The sequence below is a fragment of the Pseudomonas sp. Root401 genome, assembly GCF_001425105.1.
In the GTDB taxonomy this organism is placed as follows: Bacteria; Pseudomonadota; Gammaproteobacteria; order Pseudomonadales; family Pseudomonadaceae; genus Aquipseudomonas; species Aquipseudomonas brassicacearum.
Genome location: NZ_LMDO01000066.1, coordinates 164,947 through 185,353, shown reverse-complemented (window position 1 = coordinate 185,353; position 20,407 = coordinate 164,947). Strand labels below are relative to the sequence as shown.

At 61.2% G+C, this 20,407-nt stretch carries 12 protein-coding genes; 2 read left to right on the top strand and 10 right to left on the bottom strand.

Translation table 11 applies throughout. The annotated features are described in order from the left end of the window. Positions 1-59 precede the first annotated feature (59 nt). Positions 60-989 carry an AraC family transcriptional regulator gene (locus ASC85_RS30610; protein WP_057452576.1) on the bottom strand — a complete coding sequence of 310 codons (930 nt, stop codon included), beginning with the start codon at positions 987-989 and terminating at the stop codon, positions 60-62. A gap of 328 nt (positions 990-1,317) precedes the next feature. Here ASC85_RS30610 and ASC85_RS30605 point away from each other — a divergent pair, with 328 nt between their 5' ends. Together ASC85_RS30605 and ASC85_RS30600 are read left to right on the top strand one after the other, a co-directional pair. Next, positions 1,318-1,671 (top strand): putative quinol monooxygenase, encoded by a 354-nt coding sequence (locus ASC85_RS30605; protein WP_003205143.1) that lies wholly within the window; start codon positions 1,318-1,320, stop codon positions 1,669-1,671. A gap of 43 nt (positions 1,672-1,714) precedes the next feature. Continuing rightward, positions 1,715-1,960 carry a hypothetical protein gene (locus tag ASC85_RS30600; protein ID WP_057452588.1) on the top strand — a complete coding sequence of 82 codons (246 nt, stop codon included), beginning with the start codon at positions 1,715-1,717 and terminating at the stop codon, positions 1,958-1,960. 102 nt (positions 1,961-2,062) lie between these two features. Here ASC85_RS30600 and ASC85_RS30595 read toward each other — a convergent pair whose 3' ends face one another. The 9 genes from ASC85_RS30595 to ASC85_RS30555 all read right to left on the bottom strand — a co-directional run bounded on the left by ASC85_RS30595 (position 2,063) and on the right by ASC85_RS30555 (position 20,381). Next, the gene (locus ASC85_RS30595) at positions 2,063-2,683 is read right to left on the bottom strand and encodes a flavin reductase family protein (RefSeq protein ID WP_057452575.1); all 621 of its coding nucleotides are present in this window, start codon (positions 2,681-2,683) and stop codon (positions 2,063-2,065) included. Positions 2,684-2,981: 298 nt separating this feature from the next. After that, the gene (locus ASC85_RS30590) at positions 2,982-3,392 is read right to left on the bottom strand and encodes a hypothetical protein (protein WP_057452574.1); all 411 of its coding nucleotides are present in this window, start codon (positions 3,390-3,392) and stop codon (positions 2,982-2,984) included. 300 nt (positions 3,393-3,692) lie between these two features. After that, positions 3,693-5,012, bottom strand: a complete 1,320-nt coding sequence (locus ASC85_RS30585) for an MFS transporter (protein WP_057452573.1) — start codon at positions 5,010-5,012, stop codon at positions 3,693-3,695. A gap of 299 nt (positions 5,013-5,311) precedes the next feature. Then, positions 5,312-6,637, bottom strand: a complete 1,326-nt coding sequence (locus ASC85_RS30580) for a sigma-54-dependent transcriptional regulator (protein WP_057452572.1) — start codon at positions 6,635-6,637, stop codon at positions 5,312-5,314. Continuing rightward, complete coding sequence (locus tag ASC85_RS30575) at positions 6,630-8,396, bottom strand: sensor histidine kinase (RefSeq protein WP_057452571.1); 1,767 nt, start codon at positions 8,394-8,396, stop codon at positions 6,630-6,632. Before ASC85_RS30575 ends, ASC85_RS30580 begins: the two co-directional genes overlap by 8 nt. Positions 8,397-8,529: 133 nt before the next feature. Beyond that, a complete protein-coding gene (locus ASC85_RS30570; protein WP_057452570.1) occupies positions 8,530-11,319 on the bottom strand; it encodes an RHS repeat domain-containing protein in 2,790 nt (929 codons plus the stop codon). Positions 11,320-11,438: 119 nt separating this feature from the next. Continuing rightward, on the bottom strand, positions 11,439-14,222 hold the full coding sequence (locus tag ASC85_RS30565; protein ID WP_057452569.1) for an RHS repeat-associated core domain-containing protein: 2,784 nt from the start codon (positions 14,220-14,222) through the stop codon (positions 11,439-11,441). Beyond that, positions 14,219-18,646: a SpvB/TcaC N-terminal domain-containing protein gene (locus ASC85_RS30560; RefSeq protein ID WP_057452568.1), complete on the bottom strand. Its 4,428-nt coding sequence runs from the start codon at positions 18,644-18,646 to the stop codon at positions 14,219-14,221. The genes ASC85_RS30565 and ASC85_RS30560 overlap by 4 nt, the downstream gene beginning before the upstream one ends. Before the next feature lie 211 nt (positions 18,647-18,857). Next, positions 18,858-20,381, bottom strand: coding sequence for a fumarate hydratase (locus ASC85_RS30555; RefSeq protein WP_039591419.1), 1,524 nt, complete (start codon positions 20,379-20,381; stop codon positions 18,858-18,860). Positions 20,382-20,407 lie beyond the last annotated feature (26 nt).

Below are 20,407 nucleotides of genomic sequence, written 5' to 3'. Positions count from 1 at the left end.
CCCAATGTGGGAGCGAGCTTGCTCGCGATGGGGCCGGCCCAGTCAACACAAACCCCAGGTCAAACAGTCATCCGCAACCGCGCCAGATCCCGCAACGGCGGCGCGCCGAACAACCGGCTGTACTCGCGGCTGAACTGCGAAGGGCTTTCATAACCCACCCGATACCCCGCCGCCGAAGCCTCCAGTCCTTCGGCGAGCATCAGCCGCCGGGCTTCCTGCAAGCGCAGTTGCTTCTGGTATTGCAGCGGGCTCATGGCGGTCATGGCCTTGAAGCGGTGATGCAGGGTCGAGACACTGAGGTTCACTTCCCGGGCCAGGTCATCGATGCGCAGCGGCTGTTCGAAATGGCCGTTGAGCCATTTGATCGCCTGGCTGATGCGATGGCTCTGGCTGTTGGCGATGGCGATTTCGTACAGCCGATAGCCCTGGGGACTGCGCAACAGGCGATAGAGGATTTCCCGGCGCACCAGCGGGGCGAGCATGGCGATGTCTTTCGGCGTATCGAGCAGCCGCGCCAGGCGCAGCACGGCGTCGAGCGTCGGCGTGTCCAGGCGTTCGACATACAGCCCGCGCCCGGCGGGGCGGGTCGGCACGCCCAGGGGGCCGGCGTCGGCGATCAGTGCGGTGATTTCCGCCGGGTCGATGTCCAGGCGCAGGGCGAGGATCGGCTCTTGCGGCGAAACGTCCGCGATGCAACCACTCAACGGCATCGACACCGAGACCACCAGGTAATGGAGCGGGTCATAGTTGAAGAACTCATCCGCCAGGCGTACCTGTTTGCTGCCCTGGGCCATGATGCACAGCGCCGGTTGGGCCAGCACCGGAGCGAATTTTTGAGGCTTGCTGTGGCGCGACAGGTTCAACGAGCCGATGGCCGTGGCGTAGCTGCCGTCTTCGCCGGTGTTGCGGTCGATGATCGATGCCAATTCGGCGCGCTGTTGTTCCAAGTGCGTGTCCAGCGGGACGTGGGCGTGGTCGAGTGGCGACATGCCGGGATCCTCAGGCGATAGGGAGCGATGAACAAAAGCTTATGTTTGTGCAAGGCGCAGCGATAGCAACATCCTGTTGAAAGCTTGCCTGATCCTGCACGGCGCAAGGGGCCATGACGCTGCAGTGCAGTGGAAACTTGCTTGAAACCTTTTGTTTCAACTTCCCGGGTTTCGACCGGATCGATGGCAAATTTTGTGATACCGATGCGCAGGATTGTGCAATGGGTCGGCAGGAATCGACTAACGAAACTGGTGTCGTGGCGCTTAACCTTTGATCCTGTCGCAGCCTGTCCCCGGCTGCACAACGGATTACCTGGGAGGGTTGAACATGACTACACAGATCCCCGTCAGTCACATGGCTTTCGTCCGGGCCCGTGCCGGTTGCTCCAGGCAACTGGGGGCGCGCCTGAGCACGCTGATCGCGCCCTCGCGCCTGGCGCCCGGTTGCTTGCACTTTGCCTTGCAGCAATCGCAATGCGACGCTGATTTGTGGCTGGTGTCGGGGCTGTGGGTCAATCAGCCGTCGATGGACGCCTACTTCAATTCACCGGCCATGGCGATTTTCGCCGAGCTGGTGCAGGACCTGGTGGTCAGCAGCCTGGATTTTCATACCTTCAGGGAAGTCTCCGCCGCCCAGGCGACCGAAGGGTGCCGGGCGCAGGTACACAAACTGGCCGGTTGAAGGTTTAATGAGCGTCATTTTCCACCGCCAGGATGCACAAGACATGGCACGTAAAGCCTTTGAAACCTTTGAAGCTGTTTCCGCCGTCGTTCCCAAGGAAGGCGGCGGCTACCATGCCGCCATTGCCACCAAGGCCATCGGCGGCTCAGGCGCGCCGCGCTTCAACAGGATCCTTGAAGAGCAGACCTTCGAGACCGCCGTCAAAGCCGATGAGGCGGCAGCCCTGCAACTGACCCACCTCAAAGGCGTCGACGACGAGGGCGGCTTGGTCTGGAACCCACGAGATTAACGCTGTGGGAGCAAGGCTTGCCCGCGATGAAGGCAACGCGGTCTGTCTTGGGAGCCGAGGGGCCTGCATCGCGGGCAAGCCTTGCTCCCACAGCGCAGCCTTCTATCGAGGGCGATGCATCTTGAACAACGCCTCAGGTCCCAACTGGAAATAATCCGCCGGCCCGCCACCGCGCAAGATCGGCTCGGCGGCGGCGGTGTCGTATACCCCATCCTTCAACAGCCACTTGGCGATATGCACGGCGACCACTTCGCCGAGGATCAGCCAGCTTGGCACCCGCTCTTTGTCCGCCCGTTGCAGTTGAATGATCTGCGTGACCTTGCATTCGAAGGACACCGGGCTTTCGGCGACGCGCGGAACCTGGATCACCCGTGACGACGCTGTTGTCAAACCCGCCAGTTCGAACTCATTGACCTCTGGCGCGACCATCGCGCAGCTCTGGTTCATCTGCTCGGCCAGCGGGCGCGTGGCCAGGTTCCAGGCGAATTCGCCGGTCTGTTCGATGTTGTTCAGGCTGTCTTTGCGCCCGACGCTGGAAAACCCAATGATCGGCGGGATGTAGTTGAAGGCGTTGAAGAAACTGTAGGGCGCCAGGTTCAGGCGGCCTTCGGCATCCTGGGACGAAATCCAGCCGATGGGGCGCGGGCCAACAATGGCGTTGAACGGGTCATGGGGCAGGCCGTGGCCGTTGGCGGGTTCGTAGAAATGGATATCGTCGGGCATCGGGCCGGGTCCTGAATGGTTTGAAAACGAAGGGATAGTGCAAGGGTTGGTGAGTTATTTCCAGCCGAGCAAGCAAAACCTGAGCGCCCGATACCTTTGTGGGAGCGAGCCTGCTCGCGATAGCTGTTTACGACCCGCAACCGTTGCCGCGTCGGATGATGTCATCGCGAGCAGGCTCGCTCCCACATTAGTTCTTCAGTGATTTTCACTTTGTGCTCGACTAAGGCTGCCCGTTTTCCTGTGACCCATAAATAACTAAGCCCGGCCGAAGCCGGGCTGTGAGGGTGTCGTTATCGGATTAGCTGATGGCAGCAGTGTTAGTGCGATCGAAGCCATCTTCAGCGACGGTAGCGCCGCCAGTGCGGTCGAAGCCATCTTCAGCGACGGTAGCGCCGCCAGTGCGGTCGAAGCCATCTTCAGCGACGGTGGCGCCGCCAGTGCGGTCGAAGCCATCTTCAGCAACGGTGGCGCCGCCAGTGCGGTCGAAGCCATCTTCAGCAACGGTAGCGCCGCCAGTGCGGTCGAAGCCATCTTCAGCGACGGTGGCGCCGTTAGTGCGGTCGAAGCCATCAGCCGCAACAGTGGCAGCGCTAGTACGGTCATAACCGTCGGCGGCGATGGCCGAGCTGGTGCGGTCGAAACCGTCGGCAGCGAAGGTGTTGGCGGCCAGTACGGACAGGGTCAGGGCGATGATCAGTTTGGTTTTCATGGTCGTGCTCCAGAATGTTTGGCGTTAGCGCCTTGGGTGTGGAATTCATATTACGCTCGTTAATTTGATTAAAAAGCGCAAAAAAATGCTTAAACGTATCGATTAAATCGATTTGTTGTCGATTGCCGCAGAACGGTCAATGAGGCCCATTACCGGCGTATCAAACGGCGTTCTGTTGAGCGTGAGGATGGGAGACGGGCATTAACCAGAGATTAATGTCGGATAAATCTTTAGACACATGGCGAAAAAAAGGGGCGAACCTGTTCAGGTTCGCCCCTTTCTGTTTGTCCGACGTGGCTGTCAGTCGGTAACGATCCGCGAGTGCTTGCGGGTGTCTTTCATGGTGATGTACACCAGCAGCGACACGGCGATGCACGCCGTCACGTACCAGTAGTAACCGGTTTCCATGCCGATGCTCTTGAACCACAGGGCGATGTATTCAGCGGTGCCGCCGAAGATCGACACGGTCAATGCGTACGGCAGGCCGACGCCCAGGGCGCGGATTTCGGTGGGGAACAACTCGGCTTTCACCACGGCGTTGATCGAGGTGTAGCCGCTGACGATGATCAGCGCAGCCATGATCAGGAAGAACGCGCCCCACCAGGTCTGGATGGTGTGCAAGGTGGTGAGGATCGGCACGGTGAACAGGGTGCCGAGGATGCCGAAGGCAATCAGGATCGGCCGGCGGCCAATCTTGTCCGACAGCCCGCCGATCACCGGTTGCAGGCACATGAACAGGAACAGTGTGGCGGCAGAAATGGTGGTGGAGTCGGAGATACTCATGCCCACCGTGTTCACCAGGTATTTCTGCATGTAGGTGGTGTAGGTGTAGAACGCCAGGGTGCCGCCCATGGTCAGGCCGACCACGGTCATCAGCTCCTTGGGATGACGCATCAAGGTGCGCATCGCGCTTTCCTTGGCTTTTTCCTTCTTGGTGAACGATTCGGTTTCTTCCATGCCGCGACGCAGGTACAGCGCCACGATCGCACACAACGCGCCGATGGCGAACGGGATGCGCCAGCCCCAGGCATACAGCTGTTCGGTGGTGAGGAACTGTTGCAGCACGATCAACACGCCCAGGGCGATGAGCTGGCCGGAGATCAGGGTCACGTACTGGAAGCTGGAGAAGAAGCCGCGACGTTCCTTGGTCGCCATCTCGCTCAGGTAGGTGGCGGAGGTGCCGTACTCGCCACCTACCGACAGGCCTTGGAGCAGGCGGGCAAAGACCAGCAGGATCGGCGCGCCGACACCGATGGTTTCGTAGCTCGGGCTCAGGGCGATGATCAGAGAGCCGAAGCACATCAGGTACACCGACGCCATCAGCGCACGTTTGCGACCGGCACGGTCGGCGTACAGGCCCATCAACCACCCGCCGATCGGACGCATCAGGAAGCCCACGGCGAAGATCGCGGCGGTGTTGAGCAATTGGGCGGTGGTGTCGCCCTTGGGGAAGAAGACTTTGGCGAAGTACAACGAGAAAGCGGCGTAGACGTACCAGTCATACCACTCGACCATGTTGCCGACCGAGCCGCTGAAGATCGATTTGATCCGGCTGGCGGTGGTTCTTTCACGGGCGGGCACGGCAGCCGACCCAAGGGGCAGGGCGTTGGAGTTGTCCATTGAAGGATCCCTTCGTTTAATTGTTTTTGTGGAGCGCGTGGGAACGCAGCCTGACAGGGCTATAGCAGGAGCTGTGCCAGGTGGCAGAAGGCCGGTTTAGAGGGGTTTATGGTGTTGCGTGAGCGGGAATCCGCTCATTGTGGCTGGGGGTTTGGGCGGGAATCCGCTTATGCCGTGGTGTGCGGGCTTGCCTCTTCGCGAGCAGGCTCGCTCCCACAGCTTCATGTGCACGCCGGACAAAATGTGGGAGCGAGCCTGCTCGCGATGGCGCCAGTACAGTCACCACAAAATGGCGGGCCTTACAAAAACATTTCCCGACTCAACCCATGCCGCTGCATCTTTTCATTGAAGGTGCGGCGTGGCAGTTGCAGTTCTTCGAGCACGGTTTTCACATCGCCTTTGTGCCGGGTCAGGGCAGCGCGCAGGCATTGGGCTTCGAAGGCTTCCTGCTGGGCCGCGAGGGACTGGCCCGGCTCCGTCTCCAGGACAGGCAGTTGATCGAGCCCCAACACCTGGCGTTCGGCGACGTTGGCCAGCTCACGCACGTTGCCCGGCCAGTCGTGGCTGAGCAGATGGCTCAACTGCGGGCCGCTCAGGGGCGCGGCGGAGCGACCCAGGCGTTCGGCGGCGCTGTGGGTGAAGTGTTCGAACAGCAAGGGAATGTCCTCGCGCCGTTCGCGCAGCGGCGGCAGGCGCAGTTCGGCGATGTTCAGGCGATAGGCCAGGTCCTCGCGGAAACGCCCGGCCCGGGCTTCATCCAGCAGGTCGGGCTTGGTGGCGGCGATGATGCGCAGGTCCACCCGGATGCTCTGGTTGGAACCCAGGCGTTCGAGCTTCTGTTCCTGCAACACCCGCAGCAACTTGACCTGCTGGGCCAGGGGCATGCTCTCGATTTCGTCGAGAAACAGCGTGCCGCCATCGGCGTATTCGAGCTTGCCGATGCGCTTGCCCTGGGCGCCGGTGAAGGCGCCGCTTTCATGGCCGAACAGCTCCGCCTCGAACAGCGCCTCGGGAATGGCCGCGCAGTTCAACGCGACAAAGGGTTTGCTCGCCCTCGGGCCGAAGTCGTGCAGGCAACGGGCGACCAGTTCCTTGCCGCTGCCGGTTTCGCCGCGGATCAACACGTTGACCGGCAGTGCGGCCAGGTCCAGCACCTGGCGCCGCAGGTTTTGCAACGCACGGGAAACCCCCAGCAGCGTCCCATCGAGTCGGGCCCGGGCGTCGGCCTGTTCATGCAAGCGACGGTTTTCCAGGACCAGGGTGCGCTTGTCCAGGGCCCGGCGCAGGCTGCCGAGCAGGGCTTCGGGGCTGAAGGGTTTCTCCAGGAAGTCGTAGGCACCGTCACGCATGGCCTCCACGGCCATGGGCACGTCACCGTGGCCGGTCAACAGAATCACCGGCAGGTCCGGATCGCGGCGGCGCACTTCGGCCAACAACTCCAGGCCGCTGAGGCCGGGCATGCGCACATCGCTGAGGATCACCCCGGGGAAATGCTCCGGCAACCGGGCCAGGCATTCGTCGGCGCGGCTGAACAGCTGCACCTGGAACCCCGACAGGCTCAACCATTGCTCGACGGCGCTGCGAATGCTGCCTTCGTCATCCACGACCATGACTGAATCAAGCATGCAGTTGCACCTCCTGATCAATGGGCAAGGTCACGCAGAATACCGCGCCGTGCTCATGGTTGTCCGCCGTCAGCCGTCCACCGGATTCATGGATGATTGCAAACGAAACCGCCAGCCCCAGGCCCAGGCCGTCGCCCACCGCCTTGGTGGTAAAAAACGGATCGAACACCTGGGCCAGGTGTTCCTCGGCGATCCCGGTGCCGCTGTCGCTGACGGTCAGGCGCCACAATTGCTCATCGGCTTCCAGGCGCACTTCCAGGCGCTTGATGGGTTGGTCGGCCATGGCGTCGAGGGCGTTGCGCAGCAGGTTGATCAACACCTGTTCGAGGCGGATCGCATCGCCGCGCACCCAGGCCGGTCGAGTCAGGTGCAGCACGGTACTGACCTGTTCGTCGCGCAGGCGCGTGTCCAGCAATTGCAGCGCCTGGTCGACCACCGCCGCCAGGTCCAGGCGTTCGCGCAGGCCACTGGGGCTTTTGCGGGCAAAGGTCTTCAGGTGAGCGGTGAGGGCGGCCATGCGGGTCAGCATGTCGTCCACCGGCTTGAGGGCCTTGTAGGCGTCATCGACCCGACCGTGATCGAGCAGCAAACGCAGGGTCGCCAATTGCATGCGTTGGGCGGTCAAGGGCTGGTTGATTTCATGGGCCAGGGCCGCCGACATCTGCCCCAGTGCCGCCAGTTTGGCCGATTGCACCAGCCCGTCCTGGGCCGTGCGCAGATCCCGGGTACGTTCTTCGACCAACCGTTCAAGCTCTTCGCGGCTGCGCTGGCGCAACTTTGCCAGGCGCCAGCGCTGGTTGAGAAACAGCAGCAGGAACACCAGCGCCAGCCACGACCCGGCGGCCGCGAGCCCGGCGTTGCGACGGTCTTCGAAGGCGATCTGCGGACGGCGCAGCAAGTGCAGCGTCCAGCCCTCGGCGGTCAGCGGCAAGGATTCCCACAGGTAGTGCGCCGAGCCATCGGGCGTCTCTACCCGGGCCAGATGGCTATTGTCGTCAAAGCGCCGCAGGGGTTCATAGGCCAGCGGTTGCAACGGTTGTTTGTCGTATTGACGGGTGGCCTTGAGTTCGGCGCGGTCGCTGTCGCTCAGCGGCTGCAAGTGGCGATAACGCCAGCCCGGGCGGTTGGCGATGAAGACGATGCCTTTGGCATCGCTGACCAACAGCGTGTCGCTGCCCTGGCGCCATTCGCGCTCCAGCTCCGGAAACTCCAGCTTCACCACCATCGCGCCAAGGAACTCGCCGTTGTCGCCCGTCACGGCACTGGAGAGAAAGTACCCCGGGATGCCGCTGGTCACGCCCACCGCATAAAAACGCCCGGTGCCCTGGGTGCGGGTCTGAAGGAAATACGGACGAAAGCCATAGTTGTGCCCGACATAGCTGCTGGGCAGGCGCCAGTTACTGGCCGCGACGGCCAGGCCGGTGTGGTCAAGCAACTCCAGCGTGGATGACTGGGCGGCGCCGTTGATCTGTTCCAGCTTGCGGTTCAACGCGTCCTGCTGCACCGCGCTGACCGGCCCCTTGAGGGCCGAGCGCAATTGCGGGTCCAGCGCCAGCACGGCGGGCAGGGCGCGGTAGCGTTCGATCAGGGTGTGGAGGGAATTGGCGTACAGCGCCAGTTGCTGGCTCGCACGGCTGGCGTCTTCCTCCAGGGCCTCGCGTTCGGCGTGACGCACGGCCAGGGTGGCGGCAATGGCGGCGCCAACGAGGATCAGGGCGATGGACAGGAGCAGGCGCAAGGTGCGGGGAGTCGGCAGCATGCAGGCGCAAACCGGTAGAGGTCGGGGGCGAACCATAGCATGTTGCCAAAGGGCAGCCAAAAGGGGGAGCCAGGACGATGCCCATCAGCCGATGGACATCGTTCTCAGGCTCCATTTTCCTTGCATCCGAGGTTCAGAGCTTGGTTCTTTGCTTGTTCGTGACAGTTCGGCCCAGGGTGCCCCTTTGGAAGATGCCGCTATGACCAGGGAGTGCCGAGCCGGAAGGGCCATATCGCGATGGCGTTCCGCGTGTGCTGAAGCTTTGTGGTCCCAATAGCGTGATTTTTTCGAGCATGTCCATCGTTTTCCAGGTAATACCAATCAACTCTTCGACTTCCAGGACCTGTTCACGCAGTGAGTTGCGCGCGTGTTCCGTTACGTTCTCTTCCAAGCGTTGCTGGGCAATCAACTGGTCAATGGTGTCCATCCACTTGTTGGCCTGGGTTTTTTTCTCAGTCTTGTCCTTTGTCCCTCTCAGCTCGTCGACATAGCCGCCCACTACAGGGCCCAGTATGGCGCCGCCCAATGCCATCGTAGTGGTGATCGCCGTGACCGTCATGGCGTACCCGCGATTGACCTTTTGTGTAACGTCAACAGGCGGGGGGGCGCCATCGCTATCCGGGTCCCAGGTGGAGGCCAGCGACCAGCCGGGATTAAACATGCTGTACACCGCCAATTGCCCGGCAGCACTGAGCACTGTTGAAACGATTGCCGCATTGGCGGGGCTTGATGTAGCGACCGGAAGCAATGCCAACCCGACCCTGGAGTCGACCGCTGCCAATGCCATTCGTTTGGTCCATGCTCGCCACGTCTCATCGGGCTTGGGCGGCATCGGAGGTGGCGTCGGAGGTGGCCTCGGTGCAGATGAGCCTACGCTGATAGCGCTGTCACTGTCGCTATCACTTGAGTTTCCCGATGACGATGGAGAGGGCATGTTGATTGAAACGGTTTTCGGTGGCCCAAGTGAGGTTTTTACCGCGCCTTGTTCATCAACGAAACTGACCGGATTGTTCCCCACCATCGAATATCGGTTCAGTCCATCCACGTTCCCCAATGGATCTGGACCGACCCAATGCCTGAGCCACGCTGCGTAATAGCGCAACCCGTAGTAGTACAAGCCGCTGGCGTCCATGACCTTGCCGCTATAGCGAATGGTTTTGTAGTCGGCTTCTACCGCCGAACGACTCGCCCACGAGGCTGTGGTGCCGAACGGATGGAAGCGCTCGCGGCTGATCAGCAGGCCGCCTGCATCCGTCTCAAGCGCGCTCGATCCGAGATGATCACCATGGCTGTAGCGCATCTGATAGTCGTCGACCCCTGGGGTGCCGCGTGCCCAGTGCAGGCAGCGTATAGGGCTCGCAGCGGCTTCGATCACGATGACTTCCAGGTCCTGATCGGTTTTTTCGTGCAGCTCCAGCCCTGGCAGATAACGGGTCTGGCTGATCACTCGGGTGTTCTTCGCCTGGGCAGTCCTGATCGTTCTCAGTCGCGTGCCGTTGGCGGCGTAGACGAACTGTTCGTGGTCGCTCGCGGCAGGTGCGGCGCGGGCTATCGTCGTGCAGCACATAAGCTGGTTGCGCCGGTTGTAGAGCAAGGGTTGTCCACCGCGCTGCAACAGAATTTGATTGCCGCAGGGATCGAAGCTGTTGGCAAAATCAGGTTCGGCACCGTCCTTGGACAAGGCTCGATTGCTGTCGGGTGCGATCGCCATTTCCAACGTCCGGGATTGTCCGGCGTGGTCACTGTGGTGGACCAGCGTGACCATGCCGCCGCTGTCGTTGTAGGAAAAGCTTTGCGTGTAGTTGAGCAACAAGCTGTCGTCTATCGGGCTGGGCTCCGGCAGGCCGGGATGGCCGGGGTCCACCTGCGCTTCGCAGCCACTGGCATTGATCAGTCGGGACAGGCTGTCGTAGTTGAAAACCTGCTCGCCGGTGACGCGTCTGTTGGCGAAATAGCGGGCGGTGAAGGTCAGGTCGACGATCTGCAGCACATTGCCCATCGGGTCATAGCAATAGCGCGCGTGCTGCAGGACTTTGCCGGTGGCCGATTGGGTCTTGAGTTCGATCACACGCCCATCGGCCGGGTCATAGGTAGCGGTGTCGACGATGGCGTTGCCGTATGTCCGGCTTTCCGGTTGGCCGTTGGCATCATAACGGGGGTTGAGATAAAGCACGGCTTCCGGCTGGCCTGCTGGTTGCAGGGCGATACGGTTTAACTGGCCTGCGATGTCATACGTCATCGATTGCGTGTGTTGGCGAGCGTCCTCCCGGTGAATGAGGGCGCCCGTTGCGTCGTGGTCGCTGGATGAGACAAACCGTTCAGGCTCAAGCTGGAGGTCGTTATCCGCAGGGTCGACGGTCCAGTGCGGGGCGTCCGGGGTCCTGAGAAAGCGGCGGGTTTCGTCCAGCGGTTGTCCGTTGAGATTGTAGCCGCTGAAAGTGATCTGGCCGGCAGGATCGAGCTGTTCGATGACTCGGCCACACACATTTCGGGCGGCGGCGGTGGGCGATCGGTCTGCGAAGAAAATGCGTTCGGTGGTCTGCTCGGCTGCGCCCTCGGCCCGTTCGTGGAGGGCGATCCGCCGAAGTTGCGAGTCGTACTCGCTGCGCAACCGGGTTGCGCGCCCGTCCCAAGCCTGGAGAGTCTCGCCAGCCAGGCCGATCAACCGGATGGTGCGGCCACTGTCCACGTGCTGGCTCAATAGCGCAACGCCCGACAGCGTATGGATATCGGTCTGAGCCGCCACAGCCAATCGCGCATCCCTCTGTTCGGTCACCCGACCGGCGACATCGTGGCGATACTGGCTGGCCACGCTGCGTACCGGGTCGCTGGCCTCGGAGCGCAGGTAATGGACCTGTCGTACTCGGTTGCCTCCAGGGGCGTAGGCAACGGTCGTTGGCGTGCGGAAATGGACGGTGCTCATAAGGCGATAACCTACAGAGATTTCTTGGATTGATGATTGGCGACGTCAACTTGAGTAGAACAAAAAGATCGTGCAAGGGCGGCGGCCTTCAGGTTCAGGCCGCCGCGGCGAAACGCCGTTCATGAGGGTGTTAAAAACTGTGGAGAAATACTGGCAAGCGCAGTTCGGTACTGAAAATAATCGGGTACCGTCCTGCCACTTATGATTTCGACGCTTTCGGGAATAATTCCCGCACAGTTAAAACACGCTATAAAGTCATCGCCCTGGCCTTCGCCACTTCGCAGTAATCGGGTGTCAATGACAGTTTCTTCAGACTCTACGATGTCAGGGCCCCACTTGTTCCTGGCGAAGTTCAGCGCTTGTACCTCGGCGTGCGCTCCGGGCACCCCCGCAGAAATCGGAACGATGAAGTGACTGGCCGCGATGTGCTTTTTTATCTCTGTTTTGGTGACCGGGTGCATAACGTTTTCCCTGCCTTTATAGACCGGGTAGCGTTTGTTTTCAGGAAGTGCATAGGCGACTTCCAAGGCTCCCAGGAACAGGTCGGGATCCCTGATCTCGGATGATCCCAGTGAAAACATCTGACGGTATGTCGTATCGGGTCCGCTGTGCTGTCGCATCCCCGATACGATATTTGCCCCGCTGGGGGCGAGGTCCAGATTATAGAAGTCTTGTACGATCTCATCTTTTGCGGTGTTTAAAACTGCCGCAAACGCGACATATTTAGTGTCCAGCGTTCTCTTGGTAAATTCCTTGTCCGGGTCCTGCCATTTCGGGAGGTTTTTATCGAAAAAAGATTTCATTTTGTCGGGCTTGATGTTGCTCTTGCGCCCTTTCTCTTCAATGGCATCCTTGATTCTTTGAGGGGCAGTGGTAATTGTGCTGACTCGCTCGGCGTTGCGCGCGTGGAAAGCACTGATCTTTTCTTTGTTGTGTCCTGTCCTATCGAAGTAGGACAGCGGGTTATTCCCCGCCATCGCATACAAATTCAACCCATCCACCGGCCCCGCTGGGTCCGGGTTGATCCAGCGCATCATCCAGGGTGCGTAATAACGAAACCCGTAGTAATAAAGCCCGCTGGCGTCACGTTCCTTGCCGGAATAACGAACGGTCTTGTAACTGGCCTGCACCTGGGAATCCGCCGCCCACCATGCCGTGCCGCCGAAGGGGTAGTAGCCCTCGTGGCTGATGAGCCGGGCGTCCTGATCCAGTTCCATGATCAACGAACCCAAATGATCTTCAAGACTGTAGCGCAGCTGGCCTTGTTCGATTTCCACCTGTCGGCCCTTGGCCCAGTACAGTCCGCGCACGTTGGACGCTGGGCCTTGCAGGGTGCAGACGTGCAATTCTTCGCTATCGTCCAGGGTACGGATTTCCAGGGCCGGCAAATAACGCACGTCGCGTATGTGGCTGACGGAATCAGCCAGGGTGATCTGCCGCTTGCGCATGCGCATGCCCTGTGCGTTGTAGCTGTAGTGCTCGGTGTCGTCTTCGGCATTTTGGCGTTGTACTTGGGTCACCTTCTGCAGTTGGTTGCGCCAGTTCCAGGTCAGGTGCTGTCCGCAGGCGGGCAGGTTCAGTTGGTTGCCGCCGGCATCGAAGTCCAAGTCGTCGCCGGGGGCGGCTTCGCCCTTGTTCCATTGCAGGCAGCGATTGCTCGACGGGTCCAGTGTCAGGCGTAGCGTATGCCCTTGGCCTGGGGTGGCGCTGTGGTGAACCAGTTTTTCCAGATTGCCGCCGTGGTCATACTCGTAATGTTGAGTGTATGGGGTTCGCAAGGACAGGTCGGAGGGCGGGACAAGCCCTGGCAACCCCGGTTGCGTACCCGCTCCGGGGATCTCCAATCCCGTGGCGCTTTGCAGGCGATACAGGCTGTCGTAGAGAAAGGTAAGAATGCCTTCGCTGCGCTGGTTGGCGTGGTAACGCACGACATGGGTGTGATCGGTAATGGACGCGACATTGCCCACGGGATCGTAGAGGTAGGTCAGATGCTGGTGGACATCATTGCCTTTCATGGCTTTGAGCTCAGTCAGGCGTCCGTCGGCCGGGTCGTAGGCAAATGTAGTCTTGATGCCGTTACCAGCTGTGAATGCTTCGCGCTGCCCCCCGGCGGTGTGTTGGAACTCATGGGCGATCACCGCGGCAGTCGGGCTGCCGGCCCATTGCAAATGTACGCTCTTGGGCTGTCCGGCGACATCAAGGTCAACGCGTTGCATATGCCCCTTGGCATCCGTCTGGCCCAAGGCATCGCCCACAGCGTCGTAATGCCAACGGGTGTCGTAGCGGGCAGGCTCCAGCAAGTCCTCGCGTCCTGCTTCATCGTCCGGCCAGTCGGGCAACGCCAGCGTGTCCAGGAAACGTTGCCCCTGATCCAAGGCAAGCCCCGCCAGCGAATAATCGTCAACGGTGACCCGTCCAGCCGTGTCGTAATGCTCCACCCGTTGACCGCATCGATTGTGCAGGACGTCTTCGGTCACAGGGCCGCCGTAGCGCAGACGGCCAACCGTGACCCAGGCGTGGTCTTGGCCGCGCTCGCGGATCAGTGTGGGCCGCAACTGCGAGTCGTATTCGATTTGTTGTTCGCTGCCGCGGGCATCCCAACTGTGTAGGCGCTGGCCGGCCAGGCCGGGCAATTCGCAACGCTGCCCGGCATCGACGTTTTCAGTACGCAGCGGTGTGCCGGACAGACTGTAGATGCTGTACAGGTTGACCGTTCCCGTGCCGTAGAAGCGCGGGTCCCATTGGTCGACGATGCGTCCGGCAACGTTATACGCCTGGGCCGTGACCAACGTTTGGGTTTCATCACGGATCGCACCGCGCAGGTAATCCACCCGCCGAACCGGCCCTGCTCGTCCGTCGAACACCGCCACGACCGGCGTTTTTGCATGAGCCTGGGTGTTCATTGGGCCGGTCCCGGATCCGTGTCGTTGTAATCGTGATCGCACTGGTACCACGGGTGATAGACATGCCAGGCCTCATGTCCCTTGGCATTGATGACCTTGACCAGCCGTCCCGGCGGGTCGTAGAACTGTTGGTCGTGATAGCCATGCTCGCGCAGCGAGGCGTCGTTGATGTAGCGCCAGGCATCGGCGAAGTAGGGGCGGTAGACCCGGGTCACCAAACCTTTGTTGTTGTACTCGACCCGTTCGCTGACGCGCCAGCGCGGGTTGGCTTCACGCTGGATCGGCTGCCCGTTGTCGTCCAACAGCAGCGAGCCGTCCTCGGCCACGGCATAGGCGCGTCCTGCCTCGACCAGTTGCTTGGCTTGCAAGGGGCGGCCAAAGCCATCGACCGCGCTGAGGGCAATGCGGATCTGGCGCAATGGATCATCCGGGTAGCGATCGGCTCTCAGCTCGACGCTGTGGGCCGGTTCCCGGGTTGTGGCCTGGATCAGCATCCAGAGCAGTTCCTCGCCGGCGCTGCGCGTCTTGAGCCGGGCCAGGCGAATGCGCGCCGAGGCGCGAATGTGGCCGCTGGGCAGCACGTAGCGGGCGCTGATCCATTCATCGCGCTGCTCCGGCAACACCAGCGCCAGGTCGAGCGTGCCCATCCAGCTCAAATCTTCGATCCGTACGGCGCTGGCCATGTTGCCCAAGGTGTCCGCCGGATTTTCAATGGCATGAGCGGGAGACAGGTCTTCGGGCGGCTCATAAGCCTCGATGGCGTCGAAACCCGCCGGAGCGCCATTCTCGGTGCCGTGAAAGGTGACAGCCAAGGGCACGCCGGCCGAGCCATAAAGCGCCTCTTGGACATTGTCGTTGGCGTCGATGATTTTTCGTGGCAGCAGCGAGTGATAGTTGTATTCGATGTGGGTTGCGCAGCCGTCCGGTAGGGTTACGGCGATGGGCATCAGGTGATAGGCGTCATAGTCGGTCGTGGTAACGCCATGGCTCTGGGTTTCCTGCAACGCACTGACATGGAAGAAACCTTCCAGCGGCAAGTACGTGGCGAAATCGAGTTTCCTTGACCACAGTTCCCGGGCAGCGTCCTTGTCTGGGTCTTCAGGCAGGAACAGCCTCATGGGTTCGAAGCCAATCGTTTCCAATTGCTGGCGAATGTCGAACGGCTCTGGCACGGCGTCGTAGGCGTCCAGCGCCTGCTTGTCGAACTCGGCCACTTCCAACGGACCGCGCAAGGCCTGGAACAGGATAGTGTTCGATTCATCGCGCAGGTAGGTTTGTTCTTCAAGGGCGATCAACACCCGGGCAGTTGTCCACTCATCCGAATCCTGATGCTCCAGGAAGCATTCATAGCTGACCTGTTGCGGGTTCAATCCTTCGGGGAGGTTTCCCTTGGGGCGCTGCAACCCGTTGGTGCGAGCGCGCCAAGGGAGGCCGAGTTTTATGCGCAGTCCGGTCTCGTCGGACAGGTCCAGTGATTCGGCCCGGCTCTCGATGATATGGAAGACCTGTTGCTGATCGTCATGGGCATCGCGCCACCAGGTGTTCTCGTCTTCATCTTCGAAGGGGGGATTATCATTTGCGATCAGGCGTCGGGCGTAATGAACGACGAAACTGTGCACCGGCTGGCCGTAGCGATTCCAATTCAGGGTGATGCCGTGCTGGGCTTGTGGGTCGTTGATAAAGCCATCGTATTGAAGACTGACCGTTTCCAGAGCCCGTACCAATAAGCTTTTATGACCCGCATGAGGTTGACGCAGCAGGTAGCGTTGTTGCGTCACGGTGTAGGGTTGGCGCATGGCGATGGGGTCGGCGTGGTGGGTCTCGCTGCGCAATACATGGCCAGCCAAGGCGTAGGCCATTTCCCGGGCGGTCTCGGGGTCGGGCGTGATGATCTGGTTGGCTCCGTCTTGTTCGTGGAAACGAGTCAGCAATGTAGGGCCCAGCACTGGCGCGTCGTCGTCGGCTTCGAAACAATCCTTGAGGGGCTGGTCGACGGTACGACCGGTGTGGAACCAGGTCTTGACCAGTGCCGGCGCGGTAAAACCGCTGTCCAAGTCTGCGCCGGGGGTTTCGCTGTCGAGCTGATACAGCCGGGCGAAACCTCGGAATTCTCGCTGAAAGCTGTCGTAGTCGCCCTCGAAATACGTGAAGCGCTGGGTCAGGCAATTTCCAGTGATTTCGTCCAATTGTTGCTGGCTGGCCACCAGCGGCAAAGCCATGGGTAGATAGCAGATCGGTGGCTGGGAGCGTTTCAGGATCTGCTGTTTTTCGTCCAGCCAGAACTGCGCGCTGCTGCGGTAGGCCAGGCTACTGCTGCAGCCCATGTTGTTCGTGGCGCTGAGCAGGTAGGGCCGCGTCGCAACGAAATCGTAGCGCCAATGGCGCGGTTTCAGGTCCGGCGTGTGATGGGGAACACTCATGATCAAGCTGGCACAACCCAAGCCTTGCAGATCGGCCAGGGTGACTTGGCAGAGGCGGTCATAGCGCAGGCCGTCGGGCCACTGGACCCGCAGGGGTGTCTGCTCCAAGCCATTGCCGCCGCGGTTGAAGTAGATCTCGAAACAATCGCTTTGCAGATAAATCAACGCAGGTGCCCCGGAGCCATCCAGATCGGCGAGCCGCACCCGCTCGGCATCGAACTCGCTATAGGTGAAGGGTAGGGCACTCATGACGAAGCCCGCCCCGAAACGTCCATGGCCCAGGTTCGGCCAACACTTGATTTCATTGCAGCGAATACGGCACAGCTCGGTGCTGTCGCTGCCGAGCAGATTGCCAAACAGCACCAACTCGCTGCGCACGTCGCTGAACAGGGGCAGGTCGCTGTCCGGTTCATGGGGAACTTCCATGCCGGGGGCGAAACCCTTTTCCCGCAGATTGGCGTAGAGCCGCACGCTTTTCGGGCCGATCAGGGCCAATGAGCGCAAGCCGTCGCCGGACAAGTCGCCCAGTTGGGCGGCGGGATGCAGGAATTCGGTGGGGAAGCGCTTGAAGTCGGTAAAGGTCGACCAACTGCGGTCGGGGTTGAGGGTATAAAAGCCACTCATGCCGGGTTGGGCGATGACCCAATTGAGACGACCGCTGCCGGTGAGGTCCGTCAGTACTTGCATCACCGCCGAGTTATCGGCGGCGATCGGGATGCTGGGCAGCATTGACCAGGGACCATAGCTGATTTTGTCATGATCTTCGCTCACGCCGCGCTCAGGCTCGCGGTAGTACCAACTATCGGCATGGCGGCACAAGAAACCCGGAATGCCTTCACCGTAGAGGTCGACACACTGGTAGCGACGACCGTCTTCCAGGGCGGGCATGGTTTCCAAGGCAAAAAATGCCGCCGGCTCAAGGTTCGGCTCGAAGTCGGTGTATCGGAGTTCCACCGGAGGGCTGTATTCGACCCGGCCCTCGGCATCCCAGTCTTGATAATGGGCGGCGGTCAACAGGCTGTAGCCCAACTCGGTCGGGGTGTATTCCAACAGCAACCGACGCAGCAGCGCGGGTTCGTTGCCGGCGCCGGCAGGGAACTGGTGAAACATCAGCACCTGATGGCACAGGCGCCGGGTGCCCACCTCGAAGCCGTACCGGTAAGCGTGGATCGGATCGCTGCGCAGTTGCCAGGCGTTTTCGTCGAGGGCGGTCCAGGCGGGTTTTTCCTCGAGTTCGAGAGTGCGTTGGCCGTAATCGAATATCAGGTGAAAGTGCCAGGCCAGTTCGCTCGGGTCTTCAACTTCAAAGCAATACAAGGTTTCGCTGGCCGTGGCGTTGCCATAACACAACCGTTGCAGGTAACGCTGGGCGCTATAGTCGTGGGGACCGTCAGGGGAACAGGGGTCGGCCTTGTACTCGTAATAGATGTGCTCGCCCAGCGGGCTGACTTCTTCCAGCAACAGCCATTGGGCAATGCGCGACGGGACCTGCGGGTCGGCAATACGTGACGTCGTGCTTTTCCCATAGCAATACACGTGGCCGTTGCTGCCCTGTACTCGCCAGAACGGATGGCCATCGATGGAAGTCCAGAGTTCATAAATGTCGAAGGTGCTCTCGACCCTCGGGTAATAGCGCACCACCGCGAAAATACGCTCGCCCATCTTGCGGCTGGTCCGCCCCTCAAGATCTGGCCAGCGATCCACCCCATCGGGGCCGACCATGACGTCGTCTTCCCCGTAGTGCGGGACGCCTTTACTGGTCTTGCGGCTGATGCTGGGGACCGACAACTGCATGCCGATGCCGAACAGGCCATTGCCGTTTTGGCTGTTGTATTGCAGAGCCAGGCCCGGCGTCAGATGCCGGGCGCTCGACACGGGCAGCGGCAACTCGAACGAGGCGGCGCCCCTTGTGCCTACCGAGCCGAGGCTGTTGCCGAGGGTCACGATTGACGCGCCGCCGGCAATGGTGGGCGTGATGATCTGGAGGGGGGCTTGCTCTGCCATTGAAGGTTCATCCCTGTGATCCGCGCCAGGGTCGATTCCCGGCCAGGGTGAGGATGCCAAGAGAGCGTCGGGGTGTAACCTGTCAGATCTGACAGGTGGGCGGGTGCAGCCGATGAATGGCTGGGCTCGCTCCCTCAGGTTTTTGTTGAGACATGAAAAAGGCCGGTGGGCTTGTCGCTCACCGGCCTTCGTCACAACGCTTGCGTGCGGGTTACTGCACTTCCACCGCCAGGCTTTCGCTGATCTTCTGCTGCCAGATCGCTGGGCCTGTGATGTGCACCGACTCGCCCTTGCTGTCGACGGCGACGGTCACCGGCATGTCCTTGACCTCGAACTCGTAGATCGCTTCCATGCCCAGTTCGGCGAACGCCAGGACCTTGGATTTCTTGATCGCTTGGGCCACCAGGTAAGCGGCGCCGCCGACGGCCATGAGGTAGACAGCCTTGTTGTCCTTGATCGCTTCGATAGCGGTCGGGCCGCGCTCGGATTTGCCGATCATGCCCAACAGGCCGGTCTGCTCGAGGATCTGGCGGGTGAACTTGTCCATCCGCGTGGCCGTGGTCGGGCCGGCCGGGCCGACGACTTCGTCGCCTACCGGGTCGACCGGGCCAACGTAGTAGATGAAGCGGCCCTTGAGGTCCACCGGCAAGGTTTCACCCTTGTTCAGCATTTCGACCATGCGCTTGTGCGCCGCATCGCGACCGGTGAGCATCTTGCCGTTGAGCAGCACGGTCTCGCCCGGTTTCCAGCTCTGCACGTCTTCCGGGGTCAGGGTGTCGAGGTTGACGCGACGGGCCGACGGGCCGGCTTCCCAGACGATTTCCGGGTAGGCGTCCAACGGTGGCGCTTCCAGCGATGCCGGGCCAGTGCCGTCGAGCACGAAGTGGGCGTGACGGGTGGCGGCGCAGTTGGGGATCATGCACACCGGCAGGGAGGCGGCGTGGGTCGGGTAGTCCATGATCTTCACGTCGAGCACGGTGGTCAGGCCACCCAGGCCCTGGGCGCCGATGCCCAGTTGATTGACCTTCTCGAACAGCTCCAGGCGCATCTCTTCGATACGGTTCTGCGGGCCGCGAGCCTTGAGCTCGTGGATGTCGATGGATTCCATCAACACTTCCTTGGCCATGACCGCGGCTTTCTCGGCGGTGCCGCCGATGCCGATACCCAGCATGCCCGGTGGGCACCAGCCGGCACCCATGGTCGGCACGGTTTTCAGCACCCAGTCGACGATGGAGTCGGATGGGTTGAGCATGGCCATCTTCGACTTGTTCTCGGAGCCGCCGCCCTTGGCCGCCACGTCCACTTCCACGGTGTTGCCCGGGACGATGGAGTAGTGGATGACCGCCGGGGTGTTGTCCTTGGTGTTTTTACGTGCGCCTGCCGGGTCGGCGAGGATGGAGGCACGCAGGACGTTTTCCGGCAGGTTGTAGGCGCGACGCACGCCCTCGTTGATCATGTCGTCCAGGCTCATGGTCGCGCCATCCCAGCGCACGTCCATGCCCACGCGCACGAACACGGTCACGATGCCGGTGTCCTGGCAGATCGGCCGATGGCCGGTGGCGCACATGCGCGAGTTGATCAGGATCTGCGCCATGGAGTCACGGGCTGCCGGCGATTCTTCGCGCAGGTAGGCCTCGTGCATCGCCTGGATGAAATCCACGGGGTGGTAGTAGGAAATGAACTGCAGGGCGTCGGCAACGCTCTGTATCAGGTCATCTTGCTTGATCACGGTCATGAGTCGCGCTCCTCTCTAAAGACGGG